At 72.6% G+C, this 18,370-nt stretch carries 13 protein-coding genes; 3 read left to right on the top strand and 10 right to left on the bottom strand.

Annotated elements, in window-relative coordinates; all coding sequences use genetic code 11:
• Nucleotides 1-55: 55 nt before the first annotated feature.
• The 3 genes from mycP to ACFRMQ_RS22045 form a co-directional block, all read right to left on the bottom strand.
• The gene (gene mycP, locus ACFRMQ_RS22055; RefSeq protein ID WP_380732238.1) at nucleotides 56-1,462 is read right to left on the bottom strand and encodes a type VII secretion-associated serine protease mycosin; all 1,407 of its coding nucleotides are present in this window, start codon (nucleotides 1,460-1,462) and stop codon (nucleotides 56-58) included.
• 99 nt (nucleotides 1,463-1,561) lie between these two features.
• Entirely contained in the window at nucleotides 1,562-3,223 is a 1,662-nt protein-coding gene (locus tag ACFRMQ_RS22050) for a WXG100 family type VII secretion target (protein WP_380732237.1), read from the bottom strand.
• A 43-nt stretch (nucleotides 3,224-3,266) separates the two neighbouring features.
• Nucleotides 3,267-3,749: a hypothetical protein gene (locus ACFRMQ_RS22045; RefSeq protein ID WP_380732236.1), complete on the bottom strand. Its 483-nt coding sequence runs from the start codon at nucleotides 3,747-3,749 to the stop codon at nucleotides 3,267-3,269.
• Nucleotides 3,750-4,314: 565 nt separating this feature from the next.
• On the opposite strand from ACFRMQ_RS22045, the gene ACFRMQ_RS22040 reads away from it, so the two are divergent.
• Nucleotides 4,315-6,351: an FUSC family protein gene (locus ACFRMQ_RS22040; protein WP_380732235.1), complete on the top strand. Its 2,037-nt coding sequence runs from the start codon at nucleotides 4,315-4,317 to the stop codon at nucleotides 6,349-6,351.
• 31 nt (nucleotides 6,352-6,382) lie between these two features.
• Here ACFRMQ_RS22040 and ACFRMQ_RS22035 read toward each other — a convergent pair whose 3' ends face one another.
• The 7 genes from ACFRMQ_RS22035 to rsmI all read right to left on the bottom strand — a co-directional run bounded on the left by ACFRMQ_RS22035 (nucleotide 6,383) and on the right by rsmI (nucleotide 14,540).
• Nucleotides 6,383-8,212: an ABC-F family ATP-binding cassette domain-containing protein gene (locus ACFRMQ_RS22035; RefSeq protein ID WP_380732234.1), complete on the bottom strand. Its 1,830-nt coding sequence runs from the start codon at nucleotides 8,210-8,212 to the stop codon at nucleotides 6,383-6,385.
• A 150-nt stretch (nucleotides 8,213-8,362) separates the two neighbouring features.
• Complete coding sequence (locus tag ACFRMQ_RS22030; RefSeq protein WP_380732233.1) at nucleotides 8,363-9,280, bottom strand: 4-(cytidine 5'-diphospho)-2-C-methyl-D-erythritol kinase; 918 nt, start codon at nucleotides 9,278-9,280, stop codon at nucleotides 8,363-8,365.
• Nucleotides 9,277-10,179 carry a 16S rRNA (adenine(1518)-N(6)/adenine(1519)-N(6))-dimethyltransferase RsmA gene (gene rsmA / locus ACFRMQ_RS22025; RefSeq protein ID WP_380732232.1) on the bottom strand — a complete coding sequence of 301 codons (903 nt, stop codon included), beginning with the start codon at nucleotides 10,177-10,179 and terminating at the stop codon, nucleotides 9,277-9,279. Before rsmA ends, ACFRMQ_RS22030 begins: the two co-directional genes overlap by 4 nt.
• Nucleotides 10,180-10,429: 250 nt before the next feature.
• Complete coding sequence (locus ACFRMQ_RS22020; protein ID WP_380732231.1) at nucleotides 10,430-11,308, bottom strand: TatD family hydrolase; 879 nt, start codon at nucleotides 11,306-11,308, stop codon at nucleotides 10,430-10,432.
• Between the two features lie 2 nt (nucleotides 11,309-11,310).
• Nucleotides 11,311-12,933, bottom strand: a complete 1,623-nt coding sequence (gene metG, locus ACFRMQ_RS22015) for a methionine--tRNA ligase (protein WP_380732230.1) — start codon at nucleotides 12,931-12,933, stop codon at nucleotides 11,311-11,313.
• A 75-nt stretch (nucleotides 12,934-13,008) separates the two neighbouring features.
• A complete protein-coding gene (locus tag ACFRMQ_RS22010; protein WP_380732229.1) occupies nucleotides 13,009-13,434 on the bottom strand; it encodes a hypothetical protein in 426 nt (141 codons plus the stop codon).
• Between the two features lie 236 nt (nucleotides 13,435-13,670).
• Nucleotides 13,671-14,540, bottom strand: a complete 870-nt coding sequence (rsmI, locus tag ACFRMQ_RS22005) for a 16S rRNA (cytidine(1402)-2'-O)-methyltransferase (RefSeq protein WP_380732228.1) — start codon at nucleotides 14,538-14,540, stop codon at nucleotides 13,671-13,673.
• Between the two features lie 96 nt (nucleotides 14,541-14,636).
• On the opposite strand from rsmI, the gene ACFRMQ_RS22000 reads away from it, so the two are divergent.
• A complete protein-coding gene (locus ACFRMQ_RS22000; RefSeq protein ID WP_380732227.1) occupies nucleotides 14,637-16,427 on the top strand; it encodes a dolichyl-phosphate-mannose--protein mannosyltransferase in 1,791 nt (596 codons plus the stop codon).
• Between the two features lie 189 nt (nucleotides 16,428-16,616).
• Complete coding sequence (locus ACFRMQ_RS21995; protein WP_380732226.1) at nucleotides 16,617-18,362, top strand: penicillin-binding transpeptidase domain-containing protein; 1,746 nt, start codon at nucleotides 16,617-16,619, stop codon at nucleotides 18,360-18,362.
• Nucleotides 18,363-18,370: the final 8 nt, after the last annotated feature.

Genomic DNA, 18,370 nt, shown 5'->3' with positions numbered 1-18,370 from the left:
GGCGCCGGGGGCTCGGCCCCGACGCCCTCACGCGCGCTGTCCGCTCCGAACGCGCCTACCGTGCGTACGGGTTGTCCTCCGGCGGTACCGGCGGCTGCTGGTACGACGGCGGAGGCGGCGGCACCACGCCCATCGGCTGCTGTGCCGGCATCGGCGGCACCACCGGCACCTGAACGACCGGCTGCGCAGCCGGCTTCCGCCGACGCCGCACCACCGCGAACACCACGCCGGCCACCACCACCAGCCCGGCCACCACACCCGCCACAACCGGCAAGGAGTTGCCCGAGCCCGACGACGCCTTCGCCGTCGGCTGCTCCGACGGCACACCGACGGCCTCATCGGTCGGGCTCCCCGTCGGGACCGGCACCGCCGACGCAGGCGCAGACCCGCTCGCGGACGGCTGCGGAGCCGCCGACGGCGGAGCCGCATCGGCCGGAAGCGGCGACACGTCCGCCGGGCCGGGATCGCCAGGGTCCGTCAGCGCGACGCGCGGCCGCACCGCGCCATAACCAACGATGTCGTTGCGAACCGACCCGTCATTCGGCCTCCCCGCCGTATTGATGAGGACCCGCAGAACCTGATTCGCCGTCCAGTTGGGATGCACCGACCACACCAGAGCCGCCGATGCGGAAACCATTGCGGTCGCGTCGGACGTGCCATGCCCCTTGCAGTACCCCGTGGCGCCGGGACAAGCACCGACCATATCCATACCAGGAGCCACGAAAACAACCTGTGGCCCACGCTCGGACTCAGCGGTGACAGTACCGTTCCGGTCCGAAGCTCCCACCCCGACCACATTGGGCAGGGCTCCCGGGTACTCGACGACGTTCCCCTGGTCTCCGGAATTTCCAACGCTGGCGACCACCAGCGATCCCTTTGAGCGAGCCCACGCCAAAATCTTGTTCAGCTTCTCCACATCAGCCGGAGACGTCGTGACGGCGGCCATTCCTTGCGAGATGTTGATGACCTTGGCGCCCTGCTCGACCGCATACGTCACCGCCTGCCCGATCTGGCTCAGGAAGTCAGCGGAAACCACCGCATGCTCAGACCCATTGGCGAACTTCAACGGAAGAATCCTGGATCCCGGGGCGAGACCATAGGCGCCCTTCCCGCCATCCGACTTGCCGGTTCCCGCGATGAGGCTGGACATCAGCGTGCCATGGTTCTCCGCATAGGATCCGACTCCACCCGGGCTTCCGCTGAAGTCCTTTCCTGGAAGGAACTGCCCTTCCAGGTCGGGGTGATCAAGCTTGAACCCGCTGTCGATCACCGCGACCGTGACACCCTGTCCCTTGGCCACCTTCCACATCTCCGGGGCGTGCATGGCGTCCAAGTGCCATTGCTGTTGCCGAATCGCGTCCTCGGCAACTGCGGGCGCTGCGACCGGGCCGACCACGATCCCCGCCGCCAGAAGTGCCGCAGCAGTAGCCCGCCAACGCGCTCGCGCGTTCGTCCGCCCCATCACAACTCCTCGTCAATCTCTCCGTCGACCGGGAAGCGTGCCCCGAACAAGCCTGCCCGGCCACTGGGGAGGCCCAGTGGCCGGGCAGTCGTTGCCGTCCTACTCAATCACGTCCGGGTTGCTCTCCGGCGTTCCGTTGGTCCAGGTCTCCTCGTCCTCGTGGAGGTAGTCGGCCCGCTTGCGGCGGTCGCGTTCCTTCCGGTTGCCGTGGCCCGCGGCTCCGGGAGCCATCATGCCGTTCTGCCTGGACTGGGCACCGCCCTCGACGGCGCCCGCCGCGCGGTTGCGCAGGCCCGTACCACCGGGGGTGAACTCGCCGCCCGCAGTCGGGCCCTTGCGGCCGCCGACCGTGCCGCCGGTGGTCGAGGACAGGCCCCGGCCACCGCGCGAACCGCCGCCGGCGCCGACCGCGCCACCGTGGGCGCCGCCCATGCCGGGGTGCATGCCCCCACCCATGCCGGCCGGCCCACCGACCCGGCCACCGCCCGGCCCCGCCGCCTCACGTGCGCCGAAGACCGTCCCGCTGGGCAGACCCGGGGTACCGCCCTTCCCTTGCCCGGGACCGCCGCCGAACGGGGTCGTACGCGCCGGAATCTGGCCGCCGCCCTTCCCGGGGATGGACCCACCGCCACCGCCGCCCCTGGCCGGGATGCTGCCACCGCCGGGTCCCGCCGGGATACCGGGCATCGGGCCGCCACCGGGGATACCGGGGCCTCCCCCCGGACCGTTCGGCCCGGACGGGTACCCGGGAAGGGTGCTCGGCCCGTCCGTCGGCAGCTGCCCGCCACCGGGACCGTACGGACCGGTCTGAGTCGGAAGCGTCGGCGTGGGCAGGCTGTCAAGGCCGGTGCCCGGTCGGTTGATCGGGTCCTGCGGGTGGGACGGCGGGATCGAGTTGCCCGGGTCCTGCGGCATGGGCGGCAGTTGGCCCCCGCCGCCGTACGAGGGTGGGGTGTTGCCCGGGTTCGACGGGCCGGGGCCGCCCGAACCCGGGTCGCGGAGTTGGACCTTTCCGCCGCCACTTCCGCCACCGCCCAACGGGTTGGATCCGCCACCGCCGCCGCCACTCATGCGGGGCGTGCGAACCGAGCCCCCGGAGCTGCCGGCGCCGCCGGGTCCGCCGCCACCGGACACGTCTGAATCGCCGCCTCGGCTCCCTGAATCAGGCGTTCCCGGCAGCACCACGTCCGAAGGAATCCCGTTCAGCGTCGTCGTCGCCGCGCTGTACGCCTGCGCCAGCTTCTCCATCTGGAGAACGGCTTCCTGGTGCTCCTTGTCGACCTTCGCCTTGGCCGTCGCGAACTCCGTCGCGGTCACCCAGTCGTGGGGCGGAACCGACTTCATGTACTCGTCGGACGTCTGACCGACGACATTCTGGGGAACGCTGACGACCTTCGGCTGGCCGTTGTACTTGGCGACCGTCTGGATCTCCGTCTTCGGAGGCTCCGGCACGGCGACCTTGGCGGTGCTGAGCGCCTCGCCGGCCTGGTGCATCGCGTCGCCGGCGGTCGTGGCGTGGTCACCGATGATCTGCGCCGACTGCTGCAGGTTGTTCACCCAGGTCTTGAAGCTCTCGGCAGCCGGACCTTCCCAGGTGACGTTGCCGACGTGCGACTTGAGCGCCGCGCTCAGTTCCCGCAGCACCCGGCCCGCCGACTGCAGCTGAGTGCCACGGCTGAGGACCGTCGCCGGATCCGTGCTGTCCACCATTTTCCGCAGGTGGGCGTGTTCGATGCCTTCGAAGTTCGTGCTGCCTGACACTACTTGCTCCCCGTCTCCCCGTAGGACTCTCCCCGGACCACCATCAGTAGTTACTGCCGTTCGCCCCCGGCGCCGGCGTGGTGTAGCCCGCGTTCTGCGCGACGCCGTTCTGCGCGGCCGTCGTGTGGTCCTCGTTGGTCGCGTAGTTGCTCGCCGTCCGCGAGACCGCCGTCTGCATCGCCTGGATCTGCGCCGCGAAGTCCTTGTGCAGCTGGACGAGCTGGCCGTGGACCTTCCCGTAGGCGGTGGTCAGGGCCGTCGCCTCCGCGAACTCCGCGCTCGCGAAGCTCTTGCCCGTCAGCTTCTGTTCCTGGAGCTTGTACGGCGCCGCCGGCGACCCCTCCATCGCGGCGAGCAACGCTTCGACCTTCCCGGCGAACGTCTTGAGCGTGTCGAGTTCGACCTGGACGTCCTGCTTGCCGAAGGCCGACACCAGGTCACTGGCGCTGACGTTCGTCTGCACCGTGCTGACGACGGGTGCGATGTTCACACCGCCGAACGGCCACGGAAGCTTCTGGTCCAGCATGAACGGCGCCGGGTCGCTCGAAGTCCCCTGCCCGTTCGGGTCGGTGCCCGAAGGGCTGGGCGCGGGGCTCGCGGAAGGGTTGGGTGCGGCACTTGCCGAAGGGCTCGGCGAGGGGCTGGGCGAAGGGCTCGGGGCCGGACCGGGCGACGGGCTCGGTGAAGGGCCCGCCGAGGGCGTCGGCGTCGGACTGGGCGACGGGCTCGCCGAAGGAGTCGGCGTCCCCGAACTCGTTGCACCATTGCCTGCCACAGCAGTTCACCTCTCCCCCGTACGGCCGGCCGGCCCCGGGGTTCCCGGGGGGCGTCGGGCCGCAACACACCGTCAACTTCTGGGTTGTACCGTCCTGGTCGGCACACCGCCCGCCCTGTGGGCGGTTTCCGCCTCCGTCATCGTAGCCACCACCTCTGTCGGACCGGCAGGGCCCTTGGCCCGGCCGTACGCGATCGGTACGAACTTGACACGTACCGGCTGCCGGGACGGCCCTGGTTAGACTGGCCCGGTACGCCCCATCTGCCGCGCAATGTCGCACAGCAGCGACCCAAGGCCGCGGAATGGACGTGACCCGATGAGCTCCCCCGACTCCACTGTCTGGTGGGCCCGTGCCGTACGGCCCGCGCGGCCGCCCCTGCCGGTGGGGCTGATGGTGCGGGCGGCGGTGGGGATGGCGGTGCCGTTGACGGTGGGGCTGCTGACGCACCGGCTGGACCTGGGGGTGTTCGCCGGGCTCGGGGCGATGCACGCGACGATGAACGACCGCGCCGAGCCGGGCGGGCCGCGGGCGGCCCGGATCGGGACGGCCGTTCTCGCCTCCGCGGTCGGCATGCTGATCGGTACCGCTCTCCAGCACGCCGACGTGGATGGGCTGGTCCTCGGCTTCGCGCTGACGCTGACCGCCTTCGCCTCCGGCGCCCTGAGCGCGACCGGCCCGCGCGGCTCGGCGGCCGGGATGCTGTTGCTGGTGTCGGCCGCGCTGGGCAGTGGGATGCCGCTGCCGCAGCCGTGGTGGGCGGCGGCGCCGATGATGCCGGTCGGTGCCGCGTTCGTGGTGCTGCTCGGGCTGCCCGCGGGCGCCCCGAACCGGCCCGCCGCGGATCCGCGCGACCGGGCGCTGGCCGCCGCGTACGAAGCGCTCGGCCGTACCCTCGCCGACCTGGGCGGGCCGCGCGCGGCCGGCTCGCGCCAAGTGCTGACGGCCCGCCTGAACCAGCTCCAGGACCTGCTCGACACGGGCCACCGAGGCGTACGGAACCGGCGGGGCGTACGGGACCATCGGGGCGTACGGAACCGGCGGGGCCTGATGTACGAGGCCGCCCTCGCCGCCACCGAGGCGGCCACCGGGCTGCTGTGGGCCCACCGCCCCGTCCCGCCGGAGGTGGCGCGGGTGCCGGACCGGCTGGCGGCGGCCGTGCGGCGGGGCGGTGGCGAGGTCTCCGTCCCCGACTGGCGGCCTGACACCCCCTCGCGGCAGGCCCTGGACGTGGCGCTGCGCGCTGCCGCCGACACCGTGGCCGGCCGTGACGCGCGGCTGGGCACCGCGCCCGAGCCCCCGCCGGACCCCTGGCGGCTGCGGGCGCGGCTGCTGTCCCGGGGGTCGACGCGGTACGGGCTGCGGGTCGCGCTGTGCATCGCGGTCGGTTCGGCGGTCACCGCCAACTACCCGCTCAGCAAGAGCTACTGGGTGCCCATGACGATCGCCTTCGTGCTCAAGCCCGACCTCGGGTCGGTGTTCCTGCGCGCGGTGAGCCGTTCGATCGGCACGGTGTTCGGGGTGGCCGTGACCGCGGCGCTGCTGATGGCCACCACCGACGAGTGGGCGCTGACCGCGATGGCCGCGCTCTGCGTGGCCCTGCTCCCGTACGCGACGGCGGCGCACTACGGGCTGAACACCGTGGTGATGACGCCGATGGCGCTGATCCTGCTGCAGCTCGGCGGGCAGAGCGGCGCGGCCGAGTTCCGGCCCCGGCTCCTGGACTCCGTGCTGGCCAGCGCGATCGTCCTGCTCTTCGGCTACCTGCTGTGGCCGGAGCGCCCGCGCCACCGGATCGAGCCCCGGCTGGTCGCCGCGACGACGGCCCTGCGGGCCTACCTCGACGCCGTCGTCGCGGACGCCACCCCCAGGAGCACCTCCCCCGGGGACCCCACCCCCAGGGACCCCGGGGGCGAAAACGTCACCAGCGAAGACACCACCGCCGAAGGCGCCACGCCCGAGCCCGGCACCGCCCAGGTGTGGCTGCGCCGTACGGCCTACCGCTCGCTCGCGGACGCCCGCCAGGAGGTGCGGCAGGGCCTGTCCGAGCCGCCGCCCACCGGCCGGCTGGCCGAGCTCTGGCTGCCGGCGACGGCGGCGCTGGAGCGGCTGGGCGGCGCGGTGGCGGCGTTCGCGGCGCAGATCCGGTACGGCGGACGGGTGCCGGACCCGGCCGAGGTCGACCGGGTCCACCGTTCACTGGACGAGCTGGCGGCCGCCGCCCGCGCGCACCAGCCGCCCGCCACCCCGGCAGGCCCGAACGCGCCGGTGAGCCCGACGGCCCCGCACGACCCCACCCGCAGTGCTCTGGGCCGCGCCGCGGAGGAGCTCGAAACGCTCCTCCGCCGTACCTAGGCCCACCAAGCCCGAGCCCACCGAGAGGGGATCAGACCTGCTCGGCCAGCTCCAGCCAGCTCATCTCCAGCTCCTCCTTCTCCTCCCGGACCCCGCGCAGCTGCGCGTCCAGCTCCGCGACCTTGGAGAAGTCGGCGGCGTGCTCGGCGAGTTGGGCGTGCAGCTTGGACTCCTTCTCGTCCAGCTTGGCGATCTGCCGCTCCAGCTTCTGCATCTCCTTCTTCGCCGCCCGCAGGTCCCCGCCGGAGAGCCCGGCGGCAGCGGGCGTCTCGGACGGCGCCGTCGAAGGAGCCGTGGCCGAAGCGGCCGAAGCGGCTGCGGCGGCCGCCATCCGGGCCCGGCGCTCCAGGTACTCGTCCACGCCGTTCGGCAGCATCCGCATCTTCTTGTCGCCGAGCAGCGCGTGGACGGTGTCCGTGGTGCGCTCGATGAAGAAGCGGTCGTGGCTGATGACGATCATCGAGCCGGGCCAGCCGTCGAGCAGGTCCTCCAGCTGGTTGAGCGTCTCGATGTCGAGGTCGTTGGTCGGCTCGTCCAGGAACAGCACGTTGGGCTCGTCCATCAGCAGCCGCAGCAGCTGGAGCCGGCGCCGCTCGCCACCGGACAGGTCGCCGAGCGGCGTCCACTGCTTGTCCTTGCCGAAGCCGAACTGCTCGCACAGCTGGCCCGCGCTCATCTCCCGGCCCTTGCCGAGGTCGACCCGCGAGCGGACCTGCTCGACGGCCTGGAGCACCCGGGTCGCCGGGTCCAGTTCGGCGACCTCCTGGGAGAGGTACGCCAGGCGTACGGTCTTGCCGACCTTGATCACGCCCGAGGCCGGCTGGACGTCGCCCTCCGAGGCGTACGCGTCGCGCATCGCGCGCAGCAGCGAGGTCTTGCCGGCGCCGTTGACGCCGAGCAGGCCGATCCGGTCGCCGGGGCCGAGCTGCCAGGTGAGGTTCTCCAGCAGCAGCTTCGGGCCGGCCTTGACGGTCACGCCCTCCAGGTCGAAGACCGTCTTCCCGAGCCGCGCGTTGGCGAACTTCATCAGCTCGGACTTGTCGCGCGGGTCCGGCACGTCCGCGATCAGGGCGTTGGCGGCCTCGATCCGGTAGCGCGGCTTGGAGGTGCGGGCGGGGGCGCCGCGGCGCAGCCAGGCCAGCTCCTTGCGGGCCATGTTCTGGCGCTTCTGCTCCTCGACGGCCTCGATCCGGGAGCGCTCGGCGCGGGCGAAGACGTAGTCGGAGTAGCCGCCCTCGTACTCGTGCACCTCGCCGTGCTGGACGTCCCACATCCGGGTGCAGACCTGGTCGAGGAACCAGCGGTCGTGGGTGACGCAGACCAGCGCGGAGCGGCGCTTCTGCAGGTGCTGGGCGAGCCAGTTGATGCCCTCGACGTCGAGGTGGTTGGTGGGCTCGTCGAGGATGATCAGCTCCGGGGAGCCGAGCAGCAGCTTGGCGAGGGCGATCCGGCGGCGCTCGCCACCGGAGAGCGGGCCGATGACGGTGTCCAGGCCGTCGGCGAAGCCGGGCAGGTCGAGGCCGCCGAAGAGGCCCTCGATGATGTCGCGGATCCGGGCGTCGCCGAGCCACTCGTGGTCGGCCCGGTCGGCGATCACCTCGTGCCGGATGGTCGCCTCCGGGTCGAGCGAGTCGTGCTGGGTGAGGACGGCCGGTTCGAGGCCACCGCTCCAGGTGATCCGGCCCGCGTCGGGTTCCTCCAGCTTGGCGAGCATCCGGATCAGGGTGGTCTTGCCGTCGCCGTTGCGGCCGACGACGCCGATCCGGTCGCCCTCGCTGACGCCCAGGCTGACCGCGTCCAGCAGGGTGCGGGTGCCGTAGACCTTCGTGACGGACTCGATGGTGGCGAGGTTGACGGCCACGTGTGCTGCGCTCCTGGGGTCGGCGGTCGCGGGGCGGCCCGCCGCTCGACGGCCGGGTGCCCCTCTCGGGGGCACCCCGATCTCCCCAGCCTAATGGGCCCGCCGGAACACCTTCACCGCGTCGACCCGCCCGGAAGGCCGCCGCCGGCCTCAGCCCACCACGGACGCGCCCGGCACCGGCCCGTGCGTGGCGTGGGCGGTCCGGCAGGTGCCGGAGGCCCGCAGCGCCGCGGCCACGGCGGCGGCCGCTTCGGCGTCCTTGACCAGGAAGGCGCAGGTGGGCCCGGAGCCGGAGACCAGCGCCCCGAGCGCGCCCGCGTCGGTGCCGACCCGCAGGGTGGCGGTGAGCGCGGGGCGCAGCGAGAGCGCGGCGGGCTGGAGGTCGTTGGCGAGCGCGGCGGCCAGGGCGACGGTGTCGCCCTCGGCGAGGGCGGCGAGCAGCGCCGGGTCGGCCTCCGGGGTGGGCACGTCGGTGTCGCTGGAGCCGGTGCCGGCCTCCTCGCGCAGCCGGTCGCACTCGCGGAACACGGCGGGGGTGGACAGGCCGCCCTCGGCGACCGCGAAGACCCAGTGGTGGGTGCCCTCGACGGCCAGCGGCTCCAGGATCTCGCCGCGGCCGCGGCCCAGCGCGACGCCGCCGAGCAGGGCGAACGGCACGTCGGAGCCGAGTTCGGCGGCCAGCTCCAGCAGCACCGGGAGCGGGGTGTCCAGCTGCCAGAGCGCGTCGCAGGCGACCAGCGCCGCCGCGCCGTCGGCGCTGCCGCCGGCCATGCCGCCGGCCACCGGGATGGCCTTGGCGATGTGCAGGTGCACGCCCGGGTCGGCGATGCCGTGGTGGGCGGCGAGCAGCCTGGCGGCGCGGGCGGCGAGGTTGCTGTCGTCCAGCGGGACGACGGCGGCGTCCGGTCCGGTGCAGCTCAGGGTGACGCCTTCGCCCGCCGAGGCGGTGACCTCGTCGCCGAGGGCGACGGCGAAGAAGACGTTGGTCAGGTCGTGGAAGCCGTCGGCGCGCAGGCCGCCGACCCCCAGCTGGACGTTGACCTTGGCCGGTACCCGTACGGTGATCACGCGGTGTCCTTAGCAGGCTTGTGCTCGGCGACATCAGGCTTGTGCTCGGCGATCGCGGCGAACTGCTCCACCGTGAGCATCTCGCCGCGCAGCTTGTGGTCGATGCCGGCGGCCGCGAGTGCCTGCTCGGCCCCGGCGGCGGAGCCCGCCCAGCCGGCCAGCGCGGCGCGCAGGGTCTTGCGCCGCTGGGCGAACGCGGCGTCGACCACCGCGAACACCTCCGCGCGGCTGGCGGTGGTCCGCGGCGGCTCGCGGCGGATCAGCGAGACCAGCCCGGAGTCGACGTTGGGGGCGGGCCAGAAGACGTTGCGGCCGATGGCCCCGGCCCGCTTCACCTCGGCGTACCAGTTCGCCTTGACCGACGGGACGCCGTACACCTTGTTGCCCGGCTTGGCGGCGAGCCGGTCGGCGACCTCGCTCTGCACCATCACCAGGGTCCGCTCGATGCTGGGGAAGGTCGCCAGCATGTGCAGCAGGACGGGCACGGCGACGTTGTACGGGAGGTTGGCGACCAGCGCCGTGGGCGCCGGCCCGGGCAGCTCGGTGACCTCCATGGCGTCGCTGAACACCAGGTCGAAGGAGCCGGCCTTGCCGGGCATCCGGGCGGCGACGGTGTCCGGCAGGTGCTGCGCCAGCACGGGGTCGATCTCGACCGCCGTGACGTGCCGCGCCACCTCCAGCAGCGCCAGCGTGAGCGAGCCGAGCCCGGGTCCGACCTCCACCACCGCGTCCTGTTCCGTCACCTCCGCGGCCCGGACGATCCGCCGCACGGTGTTGCCGTCGATGACGAAGTTCTGCCCGCGCTGCTTGGTCGGCTTCACGCCGAACGCGGCCGCCAGCTCCCGGATGTCGGCGGCGCCAAGCAGGTGGTTGTCAGGGGTGGGGTCGGTGGTGCTCACGCGCCAAGGATACGGGCGCGGGAGGCCCTCAGAGTTCGACGGCCTCGACGAGATCGATCTCCACGGGGTACGGCACCGAGGTGCGGAGCACGCCCTCGTGCCGGGCGACGGGCAGGTGGACGCCCTTCTCCTCGTCCCGGTGGAACTCGTGGACGATGGGGAGGTCGTCGATGCCCCGCTCGGCCCGCCGTCGGAAATCCGTTCGACCGGGCTCCGTTCGGCCGGGCCGTCGTCCGAAGGAGCCGTCGGCTCAGTAGCCGAAGGCCCGCGCCGTGTTCGCCGCGACGGCCGCCGACAGCTCGTCCTCGTGCAGTCCGAGGGTCGCGGCCATCGAGCGCACCGTGACCGGGATCAGGTACGGGGCGTTCGGGCGGCCGCGGTAGGGGTGCGGGGTGAGGAACGGGGCGTCGGTCTCGACCAGGATCCGGTCCAGCGGGGTGGCGAGCAGGGCGTCCCGCAGCGGCTGGTTGGCCTTGAAGGTGACCGGGCCGGCGAAGGAGAGGTACCAGCCGTGCTCGGCGCAGACCTTGGCCATCTCGGCGTCGCCGGAGTAGCAGTGGAAGACCGTCCGCTCCGGTGCGCCCTCCTCCAGCAGGACGGCGATGACGTCCTCGTGGGCGTCCCGGTCGTGGATGACCAGGGCCTTGCCGTGCCGCTTGGCCATCTCGATGTGGCGGCGGAACGACTCCTTCTGGATCTCCACGCCCTCCGGCCCGGTGCGGAAGTAGTCCAGGCCGGTCTCGCCGACGGCGAGCACCTGAGGCAGCGCGGCCAGCGCGTCGATCTCGGCGAGCGCCTCGTCCAGCGCGGCGGCGCCGCCGGCCGGGCGCTGCTGCCCGGACCAGCTGTCCGGGTCCCCGAGGTGGATCCGCGGCGCCTCGTTCGGGTGCAGGGCGACGGCCGCGTGCACCTGCTCGTACTGGGCCGCCAGTTCGGCGGCCCAGCGCGAGCCGGGCACGTCGCAGCCCACCTGGACCACCGTGGTGACCCCGACCGAGGCGGCCTTCGCCAGGCCCTCGGCCGGGGTGCCGGACTGCATGTCCAGGTGGGTGTGCGAGTCGGCCACCGCCACGGCCAGGGGTTCCGGCAGCGGCGGCGGGGTCGACCGGTCGTCGTCCTTCTTGGCCATGGTCAGGCGGCCGGCTTCTCTTCGAGGCGCGGGAAGAGGATCTCGCCCTTGGTGACGGTGGCGCCGGCGGGCAGCCGGCCCCAGTCGGCCGTGGTGGCGACGGTCTGCGCGGACAGCGCGCCCAGCCCGGCGGCCTCGGCGCCCAGCGAGTCCCACAGCTTCTCGGCGGTGGACGGCATCACCGGGTTGAGCAGCACGGCGGTGGCGCGCAGCGACTCGGCGGCGGTGTAGAGGATGGTGGCCAGGCGGGCCTGGCCCTCGGCCGAGTCGTCCTTGGCGACCTTCCACGGCTCCTGCTCGGTGAGGTAGCCGTTGACCTGCTTGACGAACTCGAAGATCGCCGCGAGGCCGCCGGCGAAGTCCAGCTCCTCGCCGATCTTCCGGTCGGCGACCTCGACGGCCTTGACCAGCCCGTCCGCGACGGCCTGCTCGGCGTCACCGTGCGCGGCCGAGGCCGGGAGCGTCCCGCCGAAGTACTTGCCGACCATCGCGGCGACCCGGGAGGCCAGGTTGCCGAAGTCGTTGGCGAGCTCGGAGGTGTACCGGGCGGTGAAGTCCTCCCAGGAGAACGAGCCGTCGGTGCCGAACGGGATCGCCCGCAGGAAGTAGTAGCGGTACGCGTCCACGCCGAAGTGCGAGGTGAGGTCGGTGGGCGCGATGCCGGTCAGGTTGGACTTGGACATCTTCTCGCCGCCGACCATCAGCCAGCCGTTGGCCACGACCCGCTTGGGCAGCGGCAGCCCGGCGGCCATCAGCATGGCGGGCCAGATGACGGCGTGGAAGCGCAGGATGTCCTTGCCGACCAGGTGGACGGAGGCGGGCCACAGCTCGGCGAAGCGCTCCGGGTCGCTGCCGTAGCCGGCCGCGGTGATGTAGTTCTGCAGCGCGTCCACCCACACGTACAGGACGTGCTTCTCGTCCCAGGGCAGCGGAACGCCCCAGTCGAAGGTGGAGCGGGAGATCGAGAGGTCCTTGAGGTCCTGCTCGACGAAGCGCAGCACCTCGTTGCGGGCCGAGGCGGGCTGGATGAAGTCGGGGTTGGCCGCGTAGAACTCCAGCAGCTTCGGGCCGTAGGCGGAGAGGCGGAAGAAGTAGTTCTCCTCCTCCAGCCACTCGACCGGCTTCTTGTGGACGGAGCAGAGCTTCTCGTCCGGGGTGGCGCCGTCGAGCAGTTCGGCCGGGAGCTTGAACTCCTCGCAGCCGACGCAGTACGGGCCCTCGTAGCCGCCCTTGTAGATCTCGCCCTTGTCGAACAGGTCCTGGACGAACTCCTGCACCCGGGCGGTGTGCCGCTCCTCGGTGGTGCGGATGAAGTCGTCGTTGGCGATCTCCAGGTGCTGCCAGAGCGGCTTCCAGGCCTCCTCGACCAGCTTGTCGCACCACTCCTGCGGGGTGACGCCGTTCGCCTCGGCGGTCCGCATGATCTTCTGACCGTGCTCGTCGGTGCCGGTCAGGTACCACACCTTCTCGCCGCGCTGGCGGTGCCAGCGGGTGAGGACGTCGCCCGCCACGGTGGTGTACGCGTGGCCCAGGTGCGGGCGATCGTTGACGTAGTAGATCGGGGTGGAAACGTAGTACGCCGGGGCGCTCGCCCCGGTGGTGCTGTGGTCTGCAGTGGCCGCCATGGTCGGAAAGCTTAGTCGGGCGCGCGGACCGCCCTCGACCGAGTTGTTTCCCGGCCGGGAGCGGTCCCTCCCCCGTCAGCCCAGCAGCCGGGACCAGAACCGGGCCCAGCGCCCGCGCGGCCGGGTGGGCCCGGTCGCCGGGGGCGCCCCGGCCGGTTCGGCGTGGGCGGGGTAGCCGGGCGCGTGCTGCCAGGCCTGGTCGGCGGAGGCGACCCGGCCCTCGCGCATGATCCGTACCGTGTGGCCGCCACAGCCCGGGCAGGCCGGCTGGAGGAGCGGTGACGGCACCCGGACGCCGTTGGCGTGGTACTCGAACACGACGTGCCCGTCCTTGGCCACGTGGTGCTCGATGTCGTACGCCTGCTCCCAGCCGTACCCGCAGCGCAGGCACGCGAAGGAGTAGGCCTCCCGTACGGTCTCGACGGGAGTGTGCGGCCGGCCGGCCAGGCCGGCGGTGCTCAGTGCGCTGCCACTGCGGGGGCTACCGACAACATCGCTCATGGCCGTCTCCCAGCGCCCGCCGGACGCTCGCCCGGCTGGGTCTTTCCCTTCCAGGAAATGCCCGGACCGCCCCGGCCGACGCCCCGCTTGTGAAGACTTGGATGCGCGTTGGTCAGACCTATACGAAAATCCTCGTGGGGTCCGGGGAGCGCGACCGAAACTTCAGCTCAGCGGGTGTTTAACCGGGGCCTTCTCTCCACGGTACGACTCCGCGTGAGCATCGCAACCCCCGGTGTTCACCCCTTCTTCGGGCTTCCCTCCAGCCCCTCCTTCTTCGCCGCCACGACCGCGTCGAAGACCTCCCGCTTGGGCAGCGAGAGCTCCACCGCGACGGCCGCGATGGCCTCCTTGCGCCGCTCCCCGGCCTCCTCCCGGACGGCCACCAGCCGGGCCAGCTCGGCCGGGGTCAGCTCCTCGGGCGCGGCCGGCGGGGCACCCGCGACCACGACGGTGATCTCGCCCTTGACGCCCTCGGCCGCCCAGGCGGCCAGCTCGCCGATCGGGCCGCGCTTGACCTCCTCGTAGGTCTTGGTGAGCTCGCGGCAGACGGCGGCCGGGCGCTCCGGCCCGAACGCCTCGGCCATCGCGGACAGCGCCTCGGCGATCCGGTGCGGCGCCTCGAAGAACACCATGGTGCGCGGTTCGGCGGCGATCGAGGCGAGCTGCCGGGCCCGGTCGCCGGTCTTGCGGGGCAGGAAGCCCTCGAAGGTGAAGCGGTCCACCGGCAGGCCGGACAGCGCGAGCGCGGTGAGCACCGCCGAGGGCCCGGGCACGGCGGTGACCTTGAGGTCGGCCGCCACCGCGGCGGCGACCAGCCGGTAGCCGGGGTCGGAGACCGAGGGCATGCCGGCGTCGGTCACCAGCAGCACCCGGGCGCCGCCGAGCAGCGCCTCGACCAGTTCGGGGGTGCGGCCGACCTCGTTGCCCTCGAAGTACGAGACCACCCGCCCGGCCGGGGTGACCCCGAGCGCTTGGGTGAGCCGGCGCAGCCGGCGGGTGTCCTCCGCCGCGATGACGTCCGCCGTGGCCAGTTCGTGGACCAGCCGGGGCGGGGCGTCCGAGACGTCGCCGATGGGGGTGCCTGCGAGAACGAGTACTCCTGTCACGGACCCCATCCTCGCAGCTACCCGCCGCCGGAGCTTTTGGTGACGATTCGGTCAGCTTCCGAGGGAGCGGACACACGTGCGAGGAGCGCCCCTACGATGTGGCGGATGAACGGCGACACGGCGGCGCAGACGCCCACTGGTACAGACCACTCCGCGGTCGGCGGCGTCGGCCTGCCGTCCCCCCGCTCACCGCAGGCCGGGCCGGCCGGCTGGCGCGAACGCCTGGCCCGGTACGGCTACACCGCCCGGCCCGGGGCGACGCTCACCGAACGGCTGGCCCCGCCGATGCCGGACGGCCCCCGGGTGACGCCCCCGGACGTGCCGCAGTCCCCGCTGCTGCTGCGGATGGGCCTCTCGCTGCCGCAGGGCCTCTGGTACTTCCTGTGCCGCTGGGCCGGCTGGCTCGGCCCGATCGCGGTGGCGGTGTTCGCCGCGATCCTGCGGTTCACCGACCTCGGCCGGCCGCACGCGATCATCTTCGACGAGACGTACTACGCCAAGGACGCCTACGCGCTCTGGCACGGCGGCTACGAGATCAACTGGCCGGAAGACGCCAACGCCACGATCATGACGCCGGGCGCGGCCGTCCCGTACCGGGCGACGCCCTCGTACGTGGTCCATCCCCCGGTGGGCAAGTGGATCATCGGCGCGGGTGAGCAGCTGTTCGGCATGAACCCCTTCGGCTGGCGGTTCGCGGTGGCCCTGCTCGGCACCCTGTCGGTGCTGATGCTGGCCCGGATCGCCCGCCGGATGTTCCGCTCCACCCTGCTGGGCTGCGTGGCGGGCCTGCTGCTCGCGGTGGACGGCCTGCACCTGGTGCTCAGCCGCGCCGCCCTGCTCGACCTGGTGGTGATGTTCTGGACCCTCGCCGCCTTCGGCTTCCTGGTGCTGGACCGCGACCGCACCCGGGCCCTGCTGGCCGAGAAGCTGGGCGGGATCGCGAACCCGGAGCTCGCCCAGCGGCTGAACCTGGGCTGGCGCCCGTACCGGATCGCGGCCGGCGTCTGCGTCGGCCTGACCGCCGCCACCAAGTGGAGCGGCCTGTACGTCCTGGCGGCCTTCGGCCTGATGACCGTGCTCTGGGACGTCGGCGCCCGCCGGGCGGCCGGCGCCCCGCGCCCCTACCTGGCGGTGCTCGCCCGGGACGCGGTGCCGGCCTTCGTCTCGGTCGCCGTGGTCTCGGTCGCGACCTACATCGCCTCCTGGTGGGGCTGGTTCGCCAGCAGCACCACCCCCGGGCAGGGCGGCTGGGGCCGGGACTGGGCGGTCGGCCGCAGCACCGACTTCCCGTGGATACCCGAGGGCCTGCGCGCCCTGTGGCACTACCACACGACGGTCTACGACTTCCACGTCGGACTGAGCGACCCCCACACCTACCAGTCCAACCCGTGGTCCTGGCTGGTGCTGGGCCGGCCGGTGTCCTTCTTCTACGAGTCCCCCAAGTCCGGCCAGGCCGGCTGCACCGCCGCCGACTGCGCCCGCGAGGTGCTGGGCATCGGCACCCCGCTGCTGTGGTGGGCGGGCATCGTGGCCCTGGTCTACTGCCTGTGGCGCTGGGCGCTGCGGCGGGACTGGCGGGCCGGCGCGCTGCTCTGCGGCCTGGCGGCCGGCTACCTGCCCTGGTTCCTCTTCCAGGAGCGGACGATCTTCCTGTTCTACGCGGTGGCCTTCGTCCCGTTCCTGGTGCTGGCGGTGACGATGCTGATCGGCGCCCTGATCGGACCGGCCGGCGCCTCCCGGGACCGCCGGATCATCGGCTCCACGGCGGCCGGCCTGCTGATCCTGCTGATCGTCTGGAACTTCCTGTTCTTCTTCCCGCTGTTCACCGGGCAGACCATCCCGCTGGAGGACTGGCGCCGCCGGATGTGGTTCACCACCTGGATCTGACCCTCCCCGGCCCGGCGCGCACCCGGTCCCCACGAATCGTCCGCACCCGGTGCGGGGCACGTACCAGATCCGTCACAAGTGCCGGGCCATTCGCCGACGCACCGATCGGCGCTGCCTAGGGTGGTGGGGTAGCGCGTTTCCGGCCCCGCCGGTTGCGCCCGGCCGCGAGACCCCTGGGGGACCTGCACCATGCGCAGTGGCGCGAAGATCGGCATCATCACCGGCGTGTCCATCGCCGTCCTCGCGGGCGGCGGCTACGGCGTGTACAGCCTGGTGGGCGACTCCGGCGGCGGCTCCGGCGCCAAGAAGCCGCGCACCGTGGTCGCCGAGCCGCCGACGACCGAACAGGCCGCCGCCGGCATGAAGGACTTCCTGACCGCCTGGCAGGCCGGCGACATCGCCAAGGCGGCCTCGCTGACCGACGACCCGGCCGCGGCCACCACCGCCCTGACCGCCTTCCGGGACCAGGTCAAGCCGAGCGCGCTGACCCTCACCCCGTTCGGCGAGACCACCCAGCAGGTCTTCTCCGCGGCCACCGGCACCCCCGCCCCGCCCGCCAAGCCGTCCGCCGGGGCCTCCGCGACGCCGGGCGCCGACGACACGCCGTCCGCCACCGCCACGCCCGGCCCGACCGGCAAGCTGATGTCCTACAAGGCGCGCGCCGAGTTCGCGGGCACCAGCCGGGTCTGGGACTACCAGGGCTTCCTGGGCGTCGTGAAGATGAGCGACAACACCCCGGCCGTGCACTGGGCGCCGTCGGTGATCCACCCCCACCTGTCCGGCAACGAGACCATCGCCGTCCAGCCGGTCTTCGCCCCGCCGTCCACCGTGGTGGACCGCAACGGCAAGCCGATCCAGGGCACCTCGATCACCGCGGCGCTGATGAGCACCCTCCAGGACAACGCCAACAAGCTGCTGCCGGCGGACCCGGCCAAGGACCAGGACGCGGGCAGCGCGGTGGTGGTCTCCGACCCGTCCGGCAAGGGCCCCCAGGACAAGCTGTTCACCATCGTCGAGCCGAAGCCCGGCAAGCCGTTCAAGGTGACCATCGACAACACCCTCCAGGCCGCCGCCGAGAAGGCGATGACCGACCTGGGCGGCAAGCCCGGCTCCATCGTGGCGGTCGAGCCGAGCACCGGCCAGGTGCTGGCCTTCGCCAACTCCCCGGCCACCGGCCAGAACCGGGCCTTCACCGGACTGCTCGCGCCCGGCTCGACGATGAAGATCGTCACGTCGGCGGCACTGCTGGAGAACGGGATCAACCCGGACACCGTGGTGGCCTGCCCGGAGAAGAGCAGCAACGCGGTGGCGATCCCGAACGACTTCCCGGGCGCCTTCCCGAACAACACGCTCCAGCAGGACTTCATGGTGTCCTGCAACACGGCCTTCATCAACCAGGGCCTGACCAGCCTCAAGCCCGACACGCTCTCCGGCACCGCCAAGGACGTGTTCGGCATCGGCCTGGAGTGGAAGACCGGCCTGCCGAACGCCGACGGCAAGGTCCCGGCGACGCCGGGCAGCAAGGACGAGCAGGCGATGAACTACATCGGCCAGGGCAAGGTCCAGATGAACCCGCTGGCCATCGCCTCGATCACCGCGACCGTCCAGAGCGGGGCGTTCAAGCAGCCGATCCTGGTCGCCGGTCTGCCGCAGCAGGCCGCCACCCGGCAGATCTCGCCGGACGTCGCCGCCAAGCTGCGCGCGATGATGAACGCCACCGCCACCGGCGGCACGGCCAGCCAGGTGATGGCCGGGATCACCGACAACGCGGGTGCCAAGACCGGCTCCGCCGAGGTCCAGGGCGCGTCCGTCACCAACAGCTGGTTCACCGCCTTCCGCGGCAACCTCGCGGTGGCCGCCGAGGTCCAGGGCGGCGGTCACGGCGTGGACGCGGCCGGCCCGGCCGTCGCCTCCATCCTGAAGGCCGGCCGCTGAGCCCGGAC

The sequence above is a fragment of the Kitasatospora sp. NPDC056783 genome (assembly GCF_042789895.1).
In the GTDB taxonomy this organism is placed as follows: Bacteria; Actinomycetota; Actinomycetes; order Streptomycetales; family Streptomycetaceae; genus Kitasatospora.
The sequence above is the reverse complement of the archived record's forward strand: the minus strand, read 5'-3'. Positions and strand labels throughout refer to the sequence as shown.

Excerpts from the sequence above, each read along its gene's own strand:
- mycP (WP_380732238.1), bottom strand. The coding sequence starts at position 1,462 with ATGGGGCGGACGAACGCGCGAGCGCGTTGGCGGGCTACTGCTGCGGCA.
- ACFRMQ_RS22045 (WP_380732236.1), bottom strand. The coding sequence starts at position 3,749 with ATGCTGGACCAGAAGCTTCCGTGGCCGTTCGGCGGTGTGAACATCGCA.
- ACFRMQ_RS22040 (WP_380732235.1), top strand. The coding sequence starts at position 4,315 with ATGAGCTCCCCCGACTCCACTGTCTGGTGGGCCCGTGCCGTACGGCCC.
- ACFRMQ_RS22020 (WP_380732231.1), bottom strand. The coding sequence starts at position 11,308 with ATGGCCAAGAAGGACGACGACCGGTCGACCCCGCCGCCGCTGCCGGAA.
- metG (WP_380732230.1), bottom strand. The coding sequence starts at position 12,933 with ATGGCGGCCACTGCAGACCACAGCACCACCGGGGCGAGCGCCCCGGCG.
- ACFRMQ_RS22010 (WP_380732229.1), bottom strand. The coding sequence starts at position 13,434 with ATGAGCGATGTTGTCGGTAGCCCCCGCAGTGGCAGCGCACTGAGCACC.
- ACFRMQ_RS22000 (WP_380732227.1), top strand. The coding sequence starts at position 14,637 with ATGTGGCGGATGAACGGCGACACGGCGGCGCAGACGCCCACTGGTACA.
- ACFRMQ_RS21995 (WP_380732226.1), top strand. The coding sequence starts at position 16,617 with ATGCGCAGTGGCGCGAAGATCGGCATCATCACCGGCGTGTCCATCGCC.